Here is a 19,933-nt window from a genome sequence, read left to right as displayed (position 1 = left end):
CCCCCTCTCCCCCCCCCCCCCCCCCCCCCCCCCCCCCCCCCCCCCCCCCCCCCCCCCCCCCCCCCCCCCCCCCCCCCCCCCCCCCCCCCCCCCCCGGCCGCGGCACGTCCTCCACCCGCCGACGGCGTACGGGAAAACGCCCGCCGCCCGTTCCCGGCGGCGGGGGCCGGGAACGGGCGGCGGGGAGGGTGCTCGCGTACGGGGCGTCAGGCCGCCGCGATGGCCAGGACGACGTTCTGCCCTCCGAATCCGCAGGAATTGCTCAGGGTCAGATCGGTGCGCAGCATGGTCGGCGAGTCGGCCACCTTGATCTCCATCCGGGAATCGAGCGTCTGGAGATTGGCGGTCGGCGGCACCAGGCCCTGCTCCATGGCCAGGACCGAGAACGCGGCCTCCACCGCCCCGGCCGCGCCCAGCAGATGCCCCGTCACCCCCTTGGTGGAGGTGACCAGCGGATCGCCGGTCAGCACCCGCCGCAGCACCTTGGCCTCGGCGAGGTCGTTCAGCGGCGTCGACGTGCCGTGGGCGTTGACGTGCCCCACGTCGCCGGTGCCGGCGCCCGCGTCCGCCAGGGCGGAGCGCAGGGCGTCCTCGACGCCCGTGCCCTCCGGATGCGGGCTGGTCATGTGGTGGGCGTCCGCGGAGGCCCCGTAGCCGACGATGCGGCCGCGCACCCGGGCCCCGCGGGCCCGGGCGTCCGCCACCCGTTCGAGGACCAGGACGCCCGCCCCCTCGCCCGCGACGAACCCGTCGCGGTCGGCGTCGAAGGGGCGGGAGGCGGCGGTCGGGTCGTCCTCCCGCTTGGAGAGGGCCCCCATCTGCGCGAAGCCCGCCATGACCAGCGGGGTGATCATCGCCTCGCTGCCGCCCGCCAGGACGACGTCGCAGCGATCGAGGGTGAGCAGGTCCCGGGCCGTGCCGATGGCGGTGGCGCCCGAGGCGCAGGCCGTGGCGACCACGAGGTTGGGGCCGGTGGCCCCGAACTCCATGGCCGTCTGACCGGCCAGCATGTTGGGCAGCTGCATCGGCAGCAGCAGCGGGGACACCCGGGTGGCCCCGCTGTGCCGGAGCACGTGGTGCTGCTCCTCCACGGTGCCGGGCCCGCCGTCGGCGCAGCCCAGCACCACCCCGACCCGGGCGCCGTCCCAGGTCTTGGGGTCGAGTCCGGCGTCGGCGATGGCCTCCCGGGCGGCCACCAGGGCGAACTGCACGAAGCGGTCCAGCCGGTGCGCCCGGCGCGCACCGAGGAGGTCCTCCGGGTCGAAGCCCGGAACCCGGCACGCGATCCGTACGGGGTTCTCATCGAGGGCGGGGTCGAAGGCGGCGGGCGAACGCCCGCCGCACACCGCCGCCCAGCTCGGCCCGACCCCTACACCGCCGGGGGTGACGAGGCCGAGTCCGGTGACAGCGACATCGATCCCGGCCATCAGACCTTGGCACTCCGCTCGTCCATCAGGGCGACCATGTCGCCGATGGTCGGGGCTTCCAGCAGCTCGTCGTCGCTGATCTTGATACCCAGCTCGGCCTCCAGCACGAGCGAGAGCTCGACCACGGCCAGCGAGTCGAGCTCGAGCTCCTCGTGGGTGGCCTCGGGCACGACCTGCTCGGGCGTGACCTTCAGCTTGTTGACGAGTATCTCCTTCAGCTGCTCCAGCATCGCGGACATGATGTTCCTTTCGGTCGGGTGGTGCGGTTCGGAAGTGATCGGTGCGATCGGATGTGATCGGATGTGACGGTGCGGGGGGTGCGAGGAACGCGAGGGTGCGGCTCAGGCCGTGAGATCCGGCCATTCGAGCGCCGTCGCCCCCCAGGCCAGCCCGCCGCCGAAGGCGGTGAGCAGCACCCGGTGGCCGGCCGTGAGCCGGCCCTCCTCCGCGGCCTGGGCCAGCAGCAGGGGGATGGAGGCGGCGCCGGTGTTGCCGACCCGCTCGATGTTGGACAGCCGCCGCTCGGGCGGGATGCCGAGGCGGTCGCCGACCGCCGTCAGGATGCGGGCGTTCGCCTGGTGGGCCGCGAGCCGGTCGACGTCCTCCAGCCGCCAGCCCGCGTGCTCGACCGCCTCCCGGGAGACGGCCGTCATGTGCTCGACCGCCATCCGGTAGGTGTCCCGGCCGCGCATCCGGAAGAACTCCTCCCCGGGCGCGGCCGGTATCCCGCTGGAACGCTGCCGGGAGCCGCCCGCGGGCACCTCGATGAGGTCGTGGTGCTCGCCGTCGCTGCCCAGGACGATCCGGCCGACCGCGCCGGGCTCGTCGGCGGTGCCGGCCCGCAGCACCACCGCCCCCGCGCCGTCCGCGAAGATCACCGCGGTGGTGCGCTCCTCCGGGTCGATGATCGTGGTGAACGCGTCGGCCGCGATGAGCAGCACCCGCTCGGCGGTGCCCGCGGCGATCAGGCCCGAGGCGACGGCCAGCCCGTAGAGGAAGCCGCTGCACACCGCCGAGACGTCGAAGGCGGCCGCCCCCGTCAGCCCCAGCTGCGCCGCCACGTACGGGGCGGTCGCCGGGCAGGGCTGGTCCGGGGTGGTGGTGGCGAGCACCACCGTGTCCACCTGGGAGTCGCCGGAGGACTTCAGGGCCCGCCGGCCGGCCTCCACGGCCAGGTCCGAGGTCGCCGTTCCCGGGTCGACCACGTGCCGGGCCGCGATGCCCGTACGGCTGCGGATCCACTCGTCCGAGGTGTCCAGCCGGGCCGTCAGGTCGGCGTTGGTGACGACGCCGGGCGGTACGTACCCGCCCACCCCGGCGACGACCGCGGCGCGCTCCGACGGACCGGGGGCGGGGCCGCCCATCAGGCGTCCCCGGCCGGGGACGCGAGCGCCTCGACGGGGAGCCCCATGTAGGCCATGCGGGCCTCGGCCATCTCGTCGGTCCACCGCTCGGCCATGTCGTAGCGCTCGTCCGGGGTGGTGTCCAGCATCCGCACCCCGGGCCACAGCTCGTAGTCGCCGATGAGGTCCGCGTGGTCGGCCATGCCCTTCTGGAACAGCTCCTCGCGGTGGATGACGAACTCCCGGTCCGGGACCGCGTCCCACAGCTCCACGCCGGCCCGCAGGATCTCCAGCAGCCGCGGGCGGTACTCGGGGCGCGCGACCAGGTGGTCGCGGAGGATGGTGCTGGCCACGGTGAGGTGGCGGATCTCGTCGATGGCGGTGCCCCGGGAGATCTCCCCGGTGGCCGGGGACAGCGGCGTCCACTTGCGCTCGCTGAGCTCGGCCGCCGGCGCCAGCACGCCCTCGATGACGATGGCGAAGACGGCCACCCCGCCGAGGAAGTCGCCCTGGTCGCGGACGATCTCCAGGGTGAAGTCCTCCACGGGCTGCAGGACCTTGGCCCGGTACTCGGCCGCCATCTCGTCGATGTCCCTCAGCAGGGACTTCGCCGGCATGCCCAGCTCCACCAGGTGGTTGCGGAAGACCCGGGCGTGCCGTGCCTCGTCGAGCATCTGGGTGGCGTAGAACTCCATCTCCGGGATGCCCGGGGCGATGGGCACGTAGTGGCCCAGCAGCCGGGTGGCGATCTCCTCGGACAGACCCCGGAAGCCGAACTCCAGGATCAGCGCGTCCCGCAGCGGGCCGGGCTCCTTGAGGAAGTCCGGGACGATCGCGTTCTCGTGGTGCCCGGTCACGCCGCGGTCGCGCAGCGTGCCCTGGGCCACCTCGGTGATCCAGTACGCGAGGTCGCACTCCTCGGGGCCGAGCGTGAGCTCCTTCGCGCCGTCGAGCAGCCCGGGAGCCTTGTCCCAGTCCGCCTCCGGTGCCACGGAACCGGTCATGGTGCACTCCTTCCTTTCCGGTGGGGTTCGCCGCGTCAGGCCGCGGAGGCCGGGCGGAGCGGGCCGGCGAACAGGCCGCCGGCGTAAGCGAGCAAGGGGTCGCCGTCATGGACGGCGGTGTGGGTCACCTGGCCGAGCAGCACGTCGTGGTCGCCGACGCGGGGGGTCCCGAAGACCCGGCAGGTGTAGTGCGCCAGCGCGCCCTGGAGCAGCGGCGCGCCCGTGTAGGGGTCGGTGTCCCCGGTCAGACCCGTGAACTGCGGGTCCCCGTCGGGACGGGTGCTGTCGGCGAACCAGCGGGCGATCCGCTCCTGGGAGGCGTCCAGCACGTTGACGGTGAAACGGCCCTCCGCCACGGCCAGCTCGGCGAAGACCGACCCGGCCCGCAGGCAGGCCCCCAGCAGCAGGGGCTCGCGGGACACCGCGGTGACGGTGCTCACCGTCGTGCCGTGCGGACGGCCCGCGTGGCGGACGGTCAGCACCGACACCGGCGAGGCCAGGTGGGTCAGCGCCCGGCGGTGCCGGCCGCCGGCCCGCGGCCCCGTCCCGCCGGCCCTGGGGCCGGACCGGGACCGGGCCGCGGCGGCGACGGTCACCGGACCGCCTCCTGCCGGGGACGGGCCGCGGCGGTGGTCGCGGAGGCCCGGGCGGCGGGCACGTGCCCGACCGGGACCGGGTCGCCCGTGTGGCCGACCGCCTTGGGGTGCGGCAGGCCCAGGTCGTCCAGCAGCCGCAGATAGCCGCTCTGCCGGACCGGCTCGAAGGGCAGCGCGAAGGATTTCATGAAGTTCCCGAACAGGGCCCGGTCGCCGAAGAGATGGAAGGGCAGTACCAGGAGCGCCCATTCCGGCTTCACCAGCCAGCACCACAGCGCCGCGACCGCGGCCTGGGTGATCAGGGAATGCATCACGTTGTAGAGCACGTAGTACGTCTTGGCGATGGGCCGGCCACCGCTGCGTTTGAAGGCGATGGCGCCCGGGATGTAGCCGATCAGATCGATGTAGAGGAACAATCCGATCGCGGGCAGCCAGCGGATCTCGTCGTAGTGCGCGATGAGCAGACCCGTCGCCACGGCGAAACCGACGAGGTATTCCGCGCGGTGCAGTTGATAGGTCTTCGGTGTCTCAAAGGGATTTGCCTGGTCCACGACTCGGCTCCTAGGCGGGAAAAGGGGGTCAGGCCGCGACGCCACCGGGACGGGCGGCGATCTCCATGTCGGATCCGCCGGTGAACTCGGTGCCCGGGAAGAGCCCGGCGACCGACCAGGCCACGGTCTCCTTGATGACCCGCTCCGCGATGGGGTCGAGGATGCCCTCCAGGCTGGGAATGCCGAAGTCGAAGTCCGCCTCGAAGTGAAGGACGACGTCGTCGCCCTCCTGGCGCAGCGCCCAGACGCCGACGAAGCTGTCGAAGTCGCCGTCGCTCTGCTCGAAGCGGATCTCCAGCTGGTCCCGGAGGAAGTGGTCGGTCTCGGTCCAGCTCAGCAGGCCGCTGCGGAAGTGCAGTTCCCAGCTGGAACTGCAGTCCTTCTCGGGGAGCGTGGCGTGCACGGTCGTGGACTGCACATGGGGGGCGAGCTCCGGGAAGCGCTCCCACTTCATGATCTCGTCGTAGACCGTCTCGGCCCGCTGGGAACGCACCCGGGCTTCCAGTTCCACACGTCGCATGATCAGTTACCGCCTTCCGGCATGGTGGCCGAGTGCCGCACCAGGTCCTGGGTGGCCTTGTCGAAGGAATCGAGCAGGTACTGCACGTCGCTGTCGGTGAGGATGGCGGGCGGGGTGAACCGCACCACCGAGCTGCCGGTCATCGAGTGGTTGGCGACCACGCCGTGGTTGAACAGCTCGATGAGCAGCTCCCCGGCCAGGCCGGCCTCGACCAGCTCCACACCGATGAGCAGGCCCTGACCGCGGACGTCCACGACCAGGTCGGGAATGTTCTTACGGGCGATCTCCTCGATCCGCGGCAGCAGCCGCTCGCCCAGGTCGCGGGCGCGGGCGACCATGTTCTCCTCCTTGACCGCCTGGATCGCGCCCTGGACGGCGGCCATCAGCAGCGGCTGGCCGGAGAAGGTGGCCGTGTGGATGTAGGGGTCCTTGTCGAACGGCCGGAACGCCTTGCGGGTGGCGATCACCGCCGAGACGGGGAGCACACCGCCGCCCAGTGCCTTGCCGGCCAGCAGCACGTCCGGCACCACGCCCTCGATGTCGGCGCCCCACCACTCGCCCAGCCGGCCGAAACCGGTCTGGATCTCGTCGAGGATCAGGAAGCCGTCGTACTCGCGGACGAGCTCCTCGACCTGCTTGAGGTAGCCCTTCGGCGGGATGACCACGCCGCCCTCGCCCTGCACCGGCTCGAGGATCACGCACACCTCGCCCGGGTGGGCCGCCAGCTCGGCGCGCAGCGCCTCGATGTCCCCGTACGGGATGTGGAGGAAGTCCGGGACCAGCGGGCGGAACGGCTGCTGGTAGACCTCCTTCGCGGTGGCCGACAGGGCGCCCAGGGTCTTGCCGTGGTAGCCGCCGTGCATCGACACGGTCCGCTTGCGGCCGCTGGCCCGCGCCAGCTTCAGGCCGGTCTCGGCCGCCTCGGCGCCCGAGCATGCGAAGTGCACCCGGTCCAGGCCCGGCGGCGTGATCGACACCAGGGCCTCCGCCGCGCGGGCCACGGTGGGCTCCAGCAGGATGCGGGTGGCGGTGGGGTGAGTGGTCAGCTGGCGCAGCACGTGGTCCATCACGATGGGGTGACGCGCCCCCATCACGAAGACGCCGTACCCGCCGGCGTTCAGGAAACGCTCGCCGTCGCTGGTCGTCAGCCAGCTGCCGTAGGACTCGACCTCCATGTGGCTGCCGAACAGTTCGGCCAGGGTGGCCCGGCCCTTGCTGAGGTGCGCCCGGTACAGACCGAGGATGTTCTCCTCGGTGTCGACCCGGGCTTGGTTCACGGTCATGGGGGAATCACTCCAGGGATGCGCGCGCCGTCGGCGCGGAACGGGATGACGCCGGGTCAGGCGAGCTCGAGCGGCTCGCCGCCGAAGTAGCGCAGCAGCGGCTCGGCGGCCGCGCCGCGGCCCGGCGGGTGGAAGGCCAGCGGGCGGGCCGAGGCGGCCTGCCGGGCGTGGTCGGAGGAGCGGATGAAGTCCATGCCGCCCAGCAGCTCCAGCGCCTGGTCGGTGATCCGGCCCAGGGCGTCCTGCAGGGCGTACCGGGCGATGAGCACCCCGGCCACCGCGGCCTCGCCGGACCGGCCGTCGCGCACGGCCCGGGCCGTGCCCTCCAGCAGGGAGAACGACGACTCGCAGGCGATGGCGAGCGCGGCCCGCTCGGAGGCCGCTCCCCGCTCGCGCTCCAGCACCGTCTCGACGAGGGAGGCGGCCGCGCCCGCGTAGCCGGCCGAGATCAGCATCTCGAACCAGATGAACCCGGCGGTCTGGAGGTCGTCCAGCCGGTCCGGGTCGTCCGCGGAGGTGCGCACGACCAGGTCCTCGGGGACGAAGACGTCCTCCAGCCGCACCTCCTCGCTCTCCGCCGCGGCCAGCAGCTCGTTGCCCCAGAAGGGGTGGACGGACAGGCCGGGGGAGGACGAGGGCACCAGGGCCAGCGCCAGCTCGGGCCGGCCGTCGGCGCCCGGGACGGAGATGCTCGCGGTGAGCAGGTCCATCGACGAGGCCAGGCTGCACGGCTTCTTGGCGCCCGACAGGACGTAGCCGCCGTCCACGCGGCGCGCGGTCACCGACGGGGCGAGGATGTTCTGCTGGGTGCGGCCCTCGGCCCAGCCGGAGGCCATCAGCAGCTGGTCGGGCACCACCCGGTGGAGCAGCTCCAGCTGCTTCTCGCCCAGTCGGCCCGTGTCGGCGGCCAGCGCGTAGAGCATGGCCGAGGTGAAGTGGTGCATGGTCACGGCGGCGGCCAGCGACGGCGACACCGCGCCCAGGGCCCGCTGCACCAGCACGGCCTCCAGCGGGTCGGCGCCGAGGCCGCCGTACTCGGTGGGCACCAGCAGGCCCACGCCGCCGTGCTCGCGGAAGAGCGCGATGCCGGGGCCGCCGGGGCGCTCCCGGTCCGCGTAGGGGATCTCCTGCAGGGCCTTGATCAGGCCGGGGTGGTGGCGCTCGCAGACGGCGCGCGCTTCATCGAGGGAACGCAAGGGTATCTCCGGTCTTCGCAGGGGTGAGGGCGTTCGGGAGCCGGGCGGGCGGCTAGGAACCGAACACGGCCTCGCGCGGACTGACGTCCCGGGCGACGCTGATGCCCTGCACGTGCGAGGTCTTGAGGATGGGGTAGTTGGCCTCGCCGAAGGCGCCGCCGGTCAGCCCGGTGCCGCCGTGGCTCGGCAGGTACGGCAGGAAGCCGATGTGCGAGTCGTTGATCTTCAGCAGGCCGCCGTTGACCACCCGGGCGACGAAGGTGTCGATGACCTCGTCGGACGCGGTCCACAGCGAGTTGCGCAGCCCGTACTCGTTGCTGTTGACGAACTCCAGGAACCGCTCCAGCAGCTCCTCGTCGGAGCCCGGCTCGGCCACGATGATCGGGATCAGCGGGAAGAAGGTCTCCTGGCGGACCATGTCGTACGAGCGGGCGCTCTCCATCCCGTCGACCCGCACCACGGTGGGCTCCAGGAAGACGCCCGTCTCGGACGGGGTGCCGTCGAGCTCGGTGCGCCGGCCGCCGGTGACGATCTCGCCACCGTTGCCCACGGCCTGCTCCAGCAGCGCGAAGAACCGCTCGCTGCGCCGCACCGGCGACAGCAGCACGTCCTCGTCCTCCGGGTAGCCCGGGCGTACGGTCTTGACCTGCTCCTTGACCTCGGCGATGAGCGCCTCGGCCACGTCCGGGTGGGCCAGCACGTAGTTGGGCACCATGCAGATCTGGCCCGAGCCGTAGAAGGCCTCGGTGATGGCCTCGACCGCCTTCGGCACGTCGGCGTCGGACCAGACGACGATGCCGTCGTTGCCCGCGAGCTCCAGGATCGGCTTCTTGCCGTTGGCGACGCAGTCCCGCTCGAAGCGCAGGCCCTGCTCGCTGCCGCCGATGTAGAAGATGTCGTCGATCAGGGGGCTGGTGACCCAGCGGTCCAGGGTCTGCTTGGGGTTGCCGCACACCGCGTTGAGGGTGCCGGCGGGCGCGCCGAGCTCGTCGAGCAGCGGGGCCACCACGTCGCGCAGCAGCCACATGGTGCTCAGCGCGATGCTGCGCGGGGCGCGGACGACGACCGCGTTGCCGGCCATCAGGGCCAGCACGGCCAGGGCGGCGCTGGGCAGTGGCGCGTTCTGCGGCGGGTTGAAGCCCACGACACCGTCGGGCTGGCGGCGTACGATCAGCCGCCGCCCGCCGTGCTGGAACTCGGTGTGCATCTGCTGCCGGTACCAGCCCAGGCTCTCCTCGCTGTAGATCTGCAGCAGGCAGCTGAGCTCCCAGCGGGCGAGCTTGACGGGGTGGGCCTCGGCCACCAGCATCTCGAGGAACTCGTCCTCGCGGCGCAGCAGTTCCTCGCGGAAGCGGGTGCCCAGGGTCATCCGGCGGTCCAGCGGCACGGCCGCCCAGCCGGGTGCCGCGGCGGCCGCGGCCTCCGAGGCCAGGTCGATCGCGGCGTCGGAGGCGATGGCGCAGCGGCCGACCACGTAGGGGTGCCCGGCGGCCTCGGACTCCGGGTCCTTCTCCAGGGCGCGCTTGAGGCTGACGCTGGTGAACACGTCCTCCAGCAGCGACCGGCCGCTGACGGTGTACACCCAGTCGTCGCCCTCGACGTCCTTGCCGCCGATGTAGAGCGGATAACTGCGGAACGTGCCGGTGCGTTCGCCTCCGGCGTCCTTGGCGGCAGGGGCTTCCGCGGACGAAGTCGTCCCCGCCGATTCATCGAGAAACATTCTCAGGCCTTTCCGATTTCGGTCCAGTCGGTCCCGCCGCCCGTCCGATGTGCGAAGGCGAGTGCGGGAACGGAATTCCCCGGGAATCCATGGGCGTTCAGGACAACCGTGGAAATCCGTCGCGGGGCTCCGCGATCTTCGCCTGTTCACCGGGTGAGCGGTTTCCGTCCGAAGCCATGCGATCGTGACAAGTTCGCCTGACCCGTCACTGACACCGGACTGATCCGGTCCGCCTCGGTGCCCGATCGGTGGCCGATCAGTGGCGCGTCAGCGTGCGGTCAGCCCTTCCGGGCAGCGTGATGCCACCTTCGGCGCAGGCCGTTTTCCGACACACCCAGGGGGATCCCGATGACCCGGACCACCGAAACGCTCCTCGCATTGCGCGAACTTCCCGCCGCGGAAGCCGTCGAGGCCGTCGAGGCGCTCGTCGTGGCGGAGTTCAAGGACGCGCTGCTGATGGGCGACGAGGATCTTCCGCTCGACGCCAACTTCTTCGAGCTGGGCCTCACCTCGGTGCGTCTGATGAACATCCGGCGCAGCCTGGAGAGCCGGCTCGGCCTCGCGATCGACACCACCGTGCTGTTCAACAGCCCCACGGTCGAACAGCTGGTGTCCCACCTGGCCGAGAGCCTCACCGGCGGGCCGTCGCCCCGCTGACCTGCACTCCCGGTCCGCCCGCCGGGCCGCCCCGATCCGCCCCCACCACCCAAGGGACCCAAGGAGAAGCGGACATGCCGCGCCAGTCCTCAGACCACGACCAGCAGCCGCGCCCCGTCCCCGGGACGGACCGGGATCCGGAGGGCGCCGGCCGGGCGCTCCCCGGCCGGCACGAGCCCATCGCCATCGTCGGTGTCGGGCTGCGCTTCCCCGGCGGCTGCGAGTCGCTCGACGAGTTCGACGCCTTCCTGCGCGAGGGCCGCTCCGGCATCGGCCCCCTGCCGCGCGACCGCTGGGACCCCGAGGCCTTCACCCCCAAGGACGTCAACGACCCCGGGGAGAAGGGGAAGATCCGCACCACCGGCGGCGGCTACCTGGACCGCGTCGACCTCTTCGACGCCGGGTTCTTCAACATCTCGCCCAAGGAGGCCCAGTACCTCGACCCCCAGCAGCGGCTGCTGATGGAGACCGCCTGGCAGGCGCTGGAGCAGGCCGGCATCGACCCCACCCCGCTGCGCCGCGGCAACGGCGGCGTGTACATCGGGGCCAGCTCCATCGACTACGCGCTGGAGATCGACGCCCTGCCCTACGAGGAGCTGGACGGCCACCTGGCCTCGGGCATCACCATGTTCCCGCTCTCCGGGCGGCTGTCGTACTTCCTCGGCTGGCGCGGCCCCAGCATGACCGTCGACACGGCCTGCTCGTCCTCGCTGGTGGCCCTCCACTCGGCCGTGCAGGGGCTGCGCGGCGGCGAGACCGACATCGTCCTGTGCGGCGGCGTCAACGTGCTGCACAGCCCGCGCATCCCGGTGATGTTCAGCCACGCCAACATGCTCGCGCCCGACGGCCAGTGCAAGACCTTCGACGAGGCCGCCGACGGCTACGCCCGCGCCGAGGGCTGCGGGGTCCTCGTGCTCAAGCGGCTCTCCGACGCCACGCGCGACGGCGACACCGTCCTCGCCGTCATCCGGGGCACCGCCGTCGGCCAGGACGGCGACAGCGCCGGGCTGACCGTGCCCAACGGCGTCGCGCAGGAGCTCGTCCTCCGCAACGCCCTGGCGGCGGCCGGGCTCGAGCCCGGGGACATCCAGTACGTGGAGGCGCACGGCACCGGCACCCCGCTCGGCGACCCGATCGAACTGGGTGGCATCAACAGCGTGTTCTCCCGGTCGCACACCAAGGACGACCCCCTGCTCGTCGGCTCGGTCAAGACCAACCTCGGGCACATGGAACCGGCCTCCGGCCTGGTCGGTGTCGTCAAGGCGCTGCTCCAGATCCGGTCCGCCACCATCTACCCGCACCTCAACCTCACCACCCCCTCCGGCCGCATCCCGTGGGACGTCTACCCCGTACGCGTCCCCACCGCGTGCGAGCCCTGGACGGCGCCCGTACGCCGGGCCGTGGTCAACAGCTTCGGCTTCGCCGGCACCATCGGCGCCGTCGTGCTGGAGCAGCCCCCCGCCCCCGAACCGGCCGCGGAGCCCGAGGGCGACGGCGTCCGCGTGTTCACCCTCTCCGCCAAGAGCGCCGGCGCCCTGCGCGGCCAGGTCGAGCGCTACCGGCGGCTGCTCGACGAACGGCCGGACCTCGACCTCGACCGGTTGTGCCACTCCGCCAACCTCACCCGGGCCCACTTCACCCACCGGATCGCCGCCCCCGTGCGCGACCGCGCCGACCTCGTACGGCTGCTGGACGCCGAGCTGGAGCGCGCCGAGCGGCCGGCCCCCTCGGGCATCCGCAAGGTCGCCTTCATGTTCGGCGGCCAGGGCGCCCAGTACCTCGGCATGGGCGCGGCCCTCCACGAGCGGCACGCCGTCTTCCGCGACGCCGTCGACGAGTGCGACCGCCTCTTCGCCCCCCACCTCGACACCTCGGTGCGCGACCTCCTCCTGGGCACCGCCACCGACCCGGAGCTCATCCACCGGACGCGGTACACCCAGCCCGCGCTGTTCACCCTGGAGTACGCGCTGGCCCGGCTGTGGATGTCGTGGGGCGTCAAGCCCAACGTCCTGCTCGGGCACAGCATCGGCGAGGTCGTGGCCGCCACCGTGGCCGGCCTGTTCACCCTCCCCGACGCGGTCACCCTCGTCGCCGCGCGCGGCCGGCTGATGCAGTCGGTCACCGCCGCCGGCGGCATGGCCGCGGTCAGCGCCCCCGCCGCCGAGGTCGCCCCGCTGCTCGCCGGCCGCCCGGACCTGTCCCTGGCCGCCGTCAACGCCCCCGACCAGTGCGTGGTCTCGGGCGCCACCGCAGCCCTGGGGGAGGTCGTCGCCCGGCTGCGCGCGGCCGGGACGCGCGTGGAGCCCCTCGACGTCTCGCACGCCTTCCACTCGCCCCTGATGGCCGAGGTCTTCGACGACTTCCGGCGCGCCCTGGACGGCATCACCTTCCACCGGCCCTCCCTCACCCTGATCTCGAACGTCACCGGCAAGGTGGCCCGGATGGCCGAGATCGGCACCCCCGAGTACTGGGTGCGCCACATCGGCGAGCCCGTGCTGTTCCTGGACGGCATCCGGGCCGTCGCGCAGCGCGGCCGGCACGTCTTCGTCGAGATCGGCCCCTCCACCGCGCTGACCGCGCTGGGCCGGCGCTGCCTGGAGGCCGACGACCACGTGTGGCTGGCCAGCCTCCGCCGCCGCGACCCCGGCGGCGACACGGTTCTGCGCTCCCTCGCCGAGTACTACACGGCCGGCCTCACCGTCTCCTGGAGCGGCGTCCACACCGGCCGCGCCCCGGGCCGGCTGGACCTGCCCACGTACGCCTTCCAGCGCAAGCGCTACTGGCTCCCCGTCGCGAAGCGCCGCCGGACCTCCACCGCCGGGCCCGCCCGCCACCCGCTGCTCGGCACGGAGACCACCCCGGCCGGGGGAAGCCCGGACGGGTACCGCGAGTTCACCGCCGAGGTCGCCCGCGAGGACCTGGCCGCGCTCGGCCGCTACCGCGCCGCGGGCGAGAGCGTGCTGCCCGCGGCCGCCCACGTCGACCTGCTGTTCGCCCTGCGGGACGCCGTCGACGGGCACACCCGCGGCACGATCCGCGACCTGCGGGTCCACGAGCCGCTGCCGCTGCCCGACGAGGACACCGTCACCCTCGTCACCCGGCTGCGGCCCGCCGCCGACGGCGACGGCGCCGAGGCCGAGGTCGTCAGCCGCCACGACGACGGCGAACGCCGGCACGTCACCGCCGTCCTGGCCGCCCCGGACGCGGGGACGGAGCCCGGCGGCACCGGGCCGGCGCTGCTCGCCGACCTCGCCGAGGCCGGTGCGCCCGTCGAGACCACCGGGGCCGAGGACGTCTACACCGACCTCACGGCGGTCGGCCGCGAGACGGGGGAGGGGCTGCGGCTGCTGACCCGGGTCTCCGTCCACCCCGGCGGCCTCGTGACCGGCGAACTGGCCGGCCGCGACGCCACCGCCGTCGAACAGCTGCCCGGCGAGGTGCTGGAGAGCGCCCTGCACGCCACCGTCGCGCTCGACACCGAGGGCCCCGTCTTCGACCTCCGGACCGCCGCCGGCGTCCGCCTCCTCAAGAAGCCGCGCGGCGGCGCGATGCGGGTGGTGGCCCGCGTCGTCACCCCGGCCGACGAACGGCGCCGGACCGCCGACCTCCTGCTCCTCGAAGGCGACGCGCCGGTCGCCGAGCTGACGGGCGTGGAGCTGTCCCGGCCCGACGGACCCGGCCGCGACCGGCACTTCGTCCACCGCCTGCGCTGGGTACGGCAGGCCGCCCCCGCCACCGCGCCCGCCGGCCCCCGCCACGTCCTGGTGCTGCACACGGACCCCGCGCGCCTCGCCCAGCTCCAGCGGCAGGCCGAACGGCACGACATCCGGCTCACCGTCGTCCCGAACCTCGACGTCCTCGGCGAGGCGCTCGACGACTCCTCCGTCACCGACGTGTGCTGGTTCTGGAACCCGGAGCGCACCCCCATGTCGGCCGACCGGCTGCGCGCCGAGTGCGAGCGCAACTACCGGCACCTGCTGCGGGCCGTGGCCGTCCTCGACGCCGCCGGACCGCGCCGGCCCCCGCGCCTGTGGCTGGTCACCGAGCGGGCCCAGGGACTCCCCGGCGACCTGCCCGGCACCGGCGAACAACTCGGCGCCGCCACCCTCTGGGGCTTCGGCCGCGTCCTGCTCACCGAGTACCCGCAGTACCGCGCCACCCTGCTCGACCTGCCCACCGAGGGCGACCTCTTCCCCTTCGCGTCCCTCCTCGACGAGTGGCGCGCCGTGACCGGCGACGAGTACCAGGTGGCCTACCGCGGCGGCCGCCGCCACGTCCGCCGGCTGCTCGCCGGCGACACCACCGTGCCGCACACCGGAGGGTTCGAGTTCCGGGCGCCGGACAGCGGCGACCTGGCCGACCTCATGCCCGTACCGGCCCCCGACCGGGCGCCCGCCGGCGACGAGGTCCAGGTGCGCGTCGACGTCGTCGCCCTGACGCCCGAGGACGCCCGGATCGCCCGGGAGGGCGCGGCGGCCCGCGACGGCGCCGGCCCCGTCCTGGGCACCCGCGGCTACGGCACCGTCGTCGCCGCCGGCGAGGACGCCGCGTACGCCCCCGGCGACCGGGTGCTCGTCCACGGCGACGGCGTCCTCCGCTCCACCGTGACCGTCTCCTCCGCGGCCGCCGAGCCCGTCGACGAGATCCCCGCCGCCCAGGACGTCTACGGCCCCGACGAGGTCGACGAGGCCCTGCGCGTCGTCCACGAGGGCCCTGCCTCCGCCACCGCGCTGGTCGGCGTCGCCCCCGAGACGGCCGACCCGGCGTGGACCGACGTGCCCACCCCGCCCCGGCTGACCATCAGGCCCGACCGCACCTATGTGGTCACCGGCGGCTTCGGCGGCCTCGGCCTGGTCACCGCGCAGAAGCTGGTCGACCTCGGCGCCCGCCACATCGCCCTGCTCAGCCGCCGGGCCAAGCCCACCGAGGAGGCCGCGAGCCTGCTCGCCGCCCTCGGCGAGCGCGCCCGGATCAAGGTCATCCGGGTCGACGTGGGGCGCGCCGAGGACGTCCGGCGCATGACCGGCGAACTCCTCGCCTGCCCGGCCCCGGTCGGCGGCATCGTGCACGCCGCCGGCGAGATCGGCAAGGCGCTGATCGCCGAACTGGACTGGGCGGCCATGGAGGAGCAGCTCACCGCCAAGGTGTACGGCGGCTGGCTGCTGCACGAGGCCGGACGGCACTTCCCCGAGCTGGAGTTCTTCGTCTCCTACTCCTCCGTCGCCGCCGTCCTCGGCGGCGCCACCCAGGGCCACTACGCCGCGGCCAGCGCCTACCTGGACGCCCTCGCCGACTGGCGGGGCCGCCAGGGACTGCCCGGCCTGTCGGTCAACTGGGGCGCCTGGGCCAGGGTCGGCATGTCGGCCCGGCTGGAGGACCACCTCGGCCAGGAGATCGAGCGCAGCGGCATCCGCTTCTTCTCGCCCGCCCGCGCCCTGCGCACCCTCTCCGGGCTGCTGGGCCGGCCCGTCACCCAGCGGGTGGTCGGCGAGTTCGACTGGGACGCGTACGTCGCCGGCACCCCGGTCGCCGACGCCCTCTACTCCCGGCTCGCCCGCCGGGACGCGGCGAGCACCCCCGGCGGCCTGGACCTGGGCGCGCTGCTGGCCCGGCCGAAGGCCGAGCGCCGGGCCCTGATCGGCTCGGTGGTCGGCGCCGAGGTGGCGGCCGTCCTGCACCTGGAGACGGCCGACGAACTCGACCCCACCGCGGAGTTCGTCTCGCTCGGCCTGGACTCGCTGATGGCCCAGACGGTGAAGTCGGCGCTGGAGCGGACCTTCGGTCTGACCCTGCCGGCGTCGCTCACCTTCGACCACCCCAGCGTGCGGCGGCTCACCGAGTTCCTCGACGGGCAGCTGGTCCCCGACCCGGTCGCCTGACCCCCACCTCGACCCGTTCCGGGAGGGCGCCGCGGCGCGCCCTCCCGGAACGCCGCACCGCCCCCACCCGACAAGCATCCGGTCACGGGCGTGGGCCCTGACCCGACCACACGAGGCGGATCCGTGAACGAAAACAGCAGCCGGTGGACGTTGACCCGGTCGTCGGCGCTGCACGCGGCCGAGCGCGCCGACCACCCGGCGATCATCTGCGACGGCCGCACCACCACCTACGCCCAGCTGCACCGGGCCGGCAACCGCGCGGCCCGCGCCCTGCTCGCCGCGGGCATCGGCCGGGGCACCCGGGTGGCCTACTTCGGCCGCGAGTCGGAGCTGTACTACCTGACGATCCTCGCCTGTGCGAAGGCCGGGGCGGTCATGGTCCCCGTCAACTGGCGCCTCACCCCGGGCGAGGTCGGGCACATCCTGCGCGACTCCGGCGCGCGACTCGTCTTCGTCGGACCCGAGTTCGAGGAGGTCGCCGCCCGGGCCCTGGCGGACCTGCCCGGCGTCGTCCGGGTGACCACGCCCGCACCCGGAGCGCTGGACACCTGGTACGCCGAGCACCCGGACGACGACCTCGACCCGGGCACCGGCCCCGACGACGCCGTCGTGCAGGTCTACACCAGCGGGACCACCGGACTGCCCAAGGGCGCCGTGCTGGCGCACCGCAGCTTCTTCACCCTCCCCGACGCCATGCGCCGGGCCGGCACCGACTGGCTCGACTGGCTTCCCGACGACATCGCCCTCATCACCCTGCCGGGCTTCGGCATCGCCGGCATCGGCTGGTTCATGCACAACTTCAACGCCGGCGCCACCAACGTGGTGATGGGCATGTTCGTCCCCGCCGAGGCCGTCCGGCTGATCGCCCTGCACAAGGTGACCACTACCTTCATCGCCCCGGCCATGCTCCAGATGATGCTCGACGAACACGCCGCGGACGAGCCGACGTTCGCCTCGCTCCGCAAGGTCGCCTACGGTGCGGCGCCCATCTCCGAGGAGCTGCTGCGCCGCTGCCTGGATCACCTGCCCTGCGAGTTCGCGCAGATCTACGCGAGCACCGAGACGGGCAGCGTCGCCGTGTGCCTGCCGCCCGAGGCCCATCAGCCGGGCAGCCCGCTGCTCCGCTCGGTCGGCCGGGTCTGCCCCGGCAACGAACTGAAGATCGTCGACGAGGAGGGCCGGGAACTGCCGCCCGGCGAGATCGGCCAGGTGTGCATCCGCACCCCCGCCCGCATGCTCGGCTACTGGAACCTGCCCGAGGCCACCGCCAGGACGCTGGACGGCGAATGGCTCCTCATGGGGGACGCCGCCTACCTCGACGCCGACGGCTACCTCTACCTCTGCGACCGCATCAACGACACCATCATCGTCGGCGGCCAGAACATCTACCCCGCCGAGGTCGAGAAGGAGCTCGGCAACCACCCGGCGATCGCCGACGTCGCCGTGGTGGGCCTCCCCGACCCCTACTGGGGCGACGCGACGCACGCCTGCGTCGTCCCCCGCCCCGGCCACACGGTCACCCCCCGTGAGCTGATGCTCTTCCTCCGCGGACGCCTCGCCGACTACAAGATCCCCGGCGTCTACCACGTCGTCACCGAACTGCCGCGCAACCCGGCGGGCAAGATCCTCCGCCGCGAGGTGCGCGAACACCTGCTGGCCGCACGGGAATCCGCGGCCCCCTCCTCGGCACTGACGACACCGTGAACGATCTCCCGAACCGGGAAGGAAACCGACCGAACATGCCCGACTCCGCCACCGCCCCGCTGCGCATCGGCATCCTGCTGCCCACCCGCGAGCAGGCCATCACCGGCGGCTACGCCGCCGACCCGCTGCTGGACTTCGCCCGCCGCGCCGAGCAGCTGGGATTCGACTCCCTCTGGGCGGGCGACTCCCTGACCGCCCGGCCCCGGCTGGACCCGCTCGTCGTGCTCTCCGCCGCCGGCGCCGTCACCAACCGCATCACCCTGGGCACCGCCGCCCTCACCCCGGCGCTGCGGCACCCGCTGATCGGCGCCAACATGATCGCCAGCCTCGACCACGTGAGCCGCTCCCGCCTGGTGCTCGGCCTCGGCTCGGGCTTCCCGATGCCGGAGACCGAGGCCGAGTTCGCCTCCGTCGGCGCCTCCTTCAAGGGCCGCGTGGGCCGCCTGGACGACATCACCGCGCTCTGGCGCACCGCCTGGAACAGCGACCGGCCCGGCGCCCCCACCGACTACGCCGGGAAGTACTGGCAGGCCGAGGGCCTCGACCGGCTGCCGCGCCCCCACCGCCCCGGCGGCCCGCCGCTGTGGCTGGCCGGCAGCGACACCCCCCGGGTGCTGGAGCGCGTCGCCCGCGACTACGACGGCTGGCTGCCCTTCCTGCCCTCCGCCGAGGCCTACGGCGCCGCCCGCGCCCGGATCGCGGAGCTGACCCGCGAGGCCGGCCGCCCCGCCGACGCCGTCACCCCGGCCCTCTACGCCACCGTCACCGTCAACCGCGACGAGGCGGCCGCCGAGGCCGAGCTGGAGCACTACATCGAGCACTACTACGGGCGTTCCCTCGCGCAGATGGCCTCCATCCAGGCCTACGGCTGGGGCAGCGCCGAGCGCTGCGCCGAGTGGCTGGCCTCCTACGTCCGGGCCGGCGCCCGCCACCTGGTGCTGCGGATCGGCTCGCTGGAGCCCGAGCCGCAGCTGAAGGAGATCGCCGACGTCCTGCTGCCCGCCCTGCGGGCCCTCGACTGACGCACCCGCGCGACGACGAGAGCGCCACCACGAGAACGACGACGAGCACGACCACGAGGACCACAAGAAGAGGGAGCACCCACGTGTCACAGAACCTCGGACAGTCCATGTCCACCGCCGGTCACTGGTTCCACCCCGTCGAGCCGCCGGCCGAGGCCGCGGTGCGGCTGTTCCTGCTGCCGCACGCGGGCAGCGGGGCGATCATCTACCGCGACTGGGCGAGCCTCCTGCCCGCCGACATCGCGGCCCAGGCCGTCACCCTGCCCGGCCGTCACAACCGGCGCGAGGAGACCAGCCACACCGACTGGGAGCCGCTGCTCGACGCCCTCCACGACGCGGTCCTGGCCGACCTCGACGAGCGGCCCTTCGCGTTCTTCGGCCACTGCCTGGGCGCCCAGCTCGCCTTCCGGCTCACCCAGCGGCTGGAGCGGGACGGCGGGCCCACGCCCGTCCTGCTCGGCGCCTCCGGCTGGTCCCCGGTCGGCTTCTTCGAGCCCACCCCCGAGCAGGTCCACATGCCGGAGAGCGAACTCGTCGACTGGATCAAGAAGCTGGGCTCGTTCCCCGCCGAGGTCTACGACGACCCGGAGATGCTCGCCCTGGTCGTCCCGGCCCTGCGCTCCGACCTGTCCGTGGCCGCCCAGTTCGCGGACGACGGCCAGGGCGTGGCCTGCCCGCTGGTCACCTACGGCGGCAAGTCCGACCCCCTGCAGGAGACCGACGACGCCATGACCCACTGGGCCGCCCGCAGCCCGGAGTACCTGGGCCACCGCGAGTACCCCGGCGGGCACTTCTACATCGACCACCACGCCCCGTCCGTGACCGCGGACTTCGCCGCCCACCTCACCCGCTACGCCATGGCCGCCACGGTCTGACCCGAGGCCGGCCCGGCGGACACCGGAACGGGGGGGGGGGGGGGGGGGGGGGGGGGGGGGGGGGGGGGGGGGGGGGGGGGGGGGGGGGGGGGGGGGGGGGAGAGGGGGGGGGAGGGGGGGGGGGGAAGGTGCTCATGGGCGCGGTGGAAGGCTTGG

At 73.6% G+C, this 19,933-nt stretch carries 15 protein-coding genes; 5 read left to right on the top strand and 10 right to left on the bottom strand.

Annotated features, from left to right (window positions below; all coding sequences use genetic code 11):
• Nucleotides 1–206: 206 nt before the first annotated feature.
• From AC07BS_RS34050 to AC07BS_RS34005, 10 genes are all read right to left on the bottom strand, one after another.
• Complete coding sequence (locus AC07BS_RS34050) at nt 207–1,427, bottom strand: beta-ketoacyl-[acyl-carrier-protein] synthase family protein (RefSeq protein ID WP_478639674.1); 1,221 nt, start codon at nt 1,425–1,427, stop codon at nt 207–209.
• Nucleotides 1,427–1,657, bottom strand: coding sequence for an acyl carrier protein (locus AC07BS_RS34045; RefSeq protein ID WP_478641055.1), 231 nt, complete (start codon nt 1,655–1,657; stop codon nt 1,427–1,429). Before AC07BS_RS34045 ends, AC07BS_RS34050 begins: the two co-directional genes overlap by 1 nt.
• 111 nt (nt 1,658–1,768) lie before the next feature.
• A complete protein-coding gene (locus AC07BS_RS34040) occupies nt 1,769–2,791 on the bottom strand; it encodes a beta-ketoacyl-ACP synthase III (RefSeq protein ID WP_478935455.1) in 1,023 nt (340 codons plus the stop codon).
• The gene (locus tag AC07BS_RS34035) at nt 2,791–3,774 is read right to left on the bottom strand and encodes a ferritin family protein (protein WP_478639669.1); all 984 of its coding nucleotides are present in this window, start codon (nt 3,772–3,774) and stop codon (nt 2,791–2,793) included. Before AC07BS_RS34035 ends, AC07BS_RS34040 begins: the two co-directional genes overlap by 1 nt.
• 35 nt (nt 3,775–3,809) lie before the next feature.
• Nucleotides 3,810–4,370, bottom strand: a complete 561-nt coding sequence (locus AC07BS_RS34030) for a flavin reductase family protein (protein WP_478935454.1) — start codon at nt 4,368–4,370, stop codon at nt 3,810–3,812.
• Nucleotides 4,367–4,921, bottom strand: coding sequence for a hypothetical protein (locus tag AC07BS_RS34025; RefSeq protein ID WP_478639665.1), 555 nt, complete (start codon nt 4,919–4,921; stop codon nt 4,367–4,369). Before AC07BS_RS34025 ends, AC07BS_RS34030 begins: the two co-directional genes overlap by 4 nt.
• Before the next feature lie 28 nt (nt 4,922–4,949).
• Entirely contained in the window at nt 4,950–5,441 is a 492-nt protein-coding gene (locus tag AC07BS_RS34020; RefSeq protein WP_478639662.1) for an SRPBCC family protein, read from the bottom strand.
• 2 nt (nt 5,442–5,443) lie between these two features.
• The gene (locus tag AC07BS_RS34015) at nt 5,444–6,724 is read right to left on the bottom strand and encodes an aspartate aminotransferase family protein (protein ID WP_478639661.1); all 1,281 of its coding nucleotides are present in this window, start codon (nt 6,722–6,724) and stop codon (nt 5,444–5,446) included.
• A gap of 56 nt (nt 6,725–6,780) precedes the next feature.
• Complete coding sequence (locus AC07BS_RS34010; RefSeq protein WP_478639659.1) at nt 6,781–7,920, bottom strand: acyl-CoA dehydrogenase family protein; 1,140 nt, start codon at nt 7,918–7,920, stop codon at nt 6,781–6,783.
• Nucleotides 7,921–7,972: 52 nt separating this feature from the next.
• Nucleotides 7,973–9,640, bottom strand: a complete 1,668-nt coding sequence (locus AC07BS_RS34005; protein ID WP_478639657.1) for an aldehyde dehydrogenase family protein — start codon at nt 9,638–9,640, stop codon at nt 7,973–7,975.
• A gap of 348 nt (nt 9,641–9,988) precedes the next feature.
• Here AC07BS_RS34005 and AC07BS_RS34000 point away from each other — a divergent pair, with 348 nt between their 5' ends.
• The 5 genes from AC07BS_RS34000 (at nt 9,989) to AC07BS_RS33980 (ending at nt 19,777) form a co-directional block, all read left to right on the top strand.
• Entirely contained in the window at nt 9,989–10,297 is a 309-nt protein-coding gene (locus AC07BS_RS34000; protein WP_478935452.1) for an acyl carrier protein, read from the top strand.
• Between the two features lie 74 nt (nt 10,298–10,371).
• Entirely contained in the window at nt 10,372–16,176 is a 5,805-nt protein-coding gene (locus tag AC07BS_RS33995) for an SDR family NAD(P)-dependent oxidoreductase (protein ID WP_478935451.1), read from the top strand.
• Between the two features lie 123 nt (nt 16,177–16,299).
• Nucleotides 16,300–17,880, top strand: a complete 1,581-nt coding sequence (locus tag AC07BS_RS33990; protein WP_478935450.1) for a long-chain-fatty-acid--CoA ligase — start codon at nt 16,300–16,302, stop codon at nt 17,878–17,880.
• A gap of 35 nt (nt 17,881–17,915) precedes the next feature.
• Nucleotides 17,916–18,902, top strand: coding sequence for an LLM class flavin-dependent oxidoreductase (locus AC07BS_RS33985; RefSeq protein ID WP_478639652.1), 987 nt, complete (start codon nt 17,916–17,918; stop codon nt 18,900–18,902).
• 107 nt (nt 18,903–19,009) lie between these two features.
• Complete coding sequence (locus AC07BS_RS33980; RefSeq protein WP_478641054.1) at nt 19,010–19,777, top strand: thioesterase II family protein; 768 nt, start codon at nt 19,010–19,012, stop codon at nt 19,775–19,777.
• Nucleotides 19,778–19,933: the final 156 nt, after the last annotated feature.

Source organism: Streptomyces sp. NPDC044063, assembly GCF_056434285.1.
This window is presented reverse-complemented; position numbering and strand designations above follow the sequence as displayed.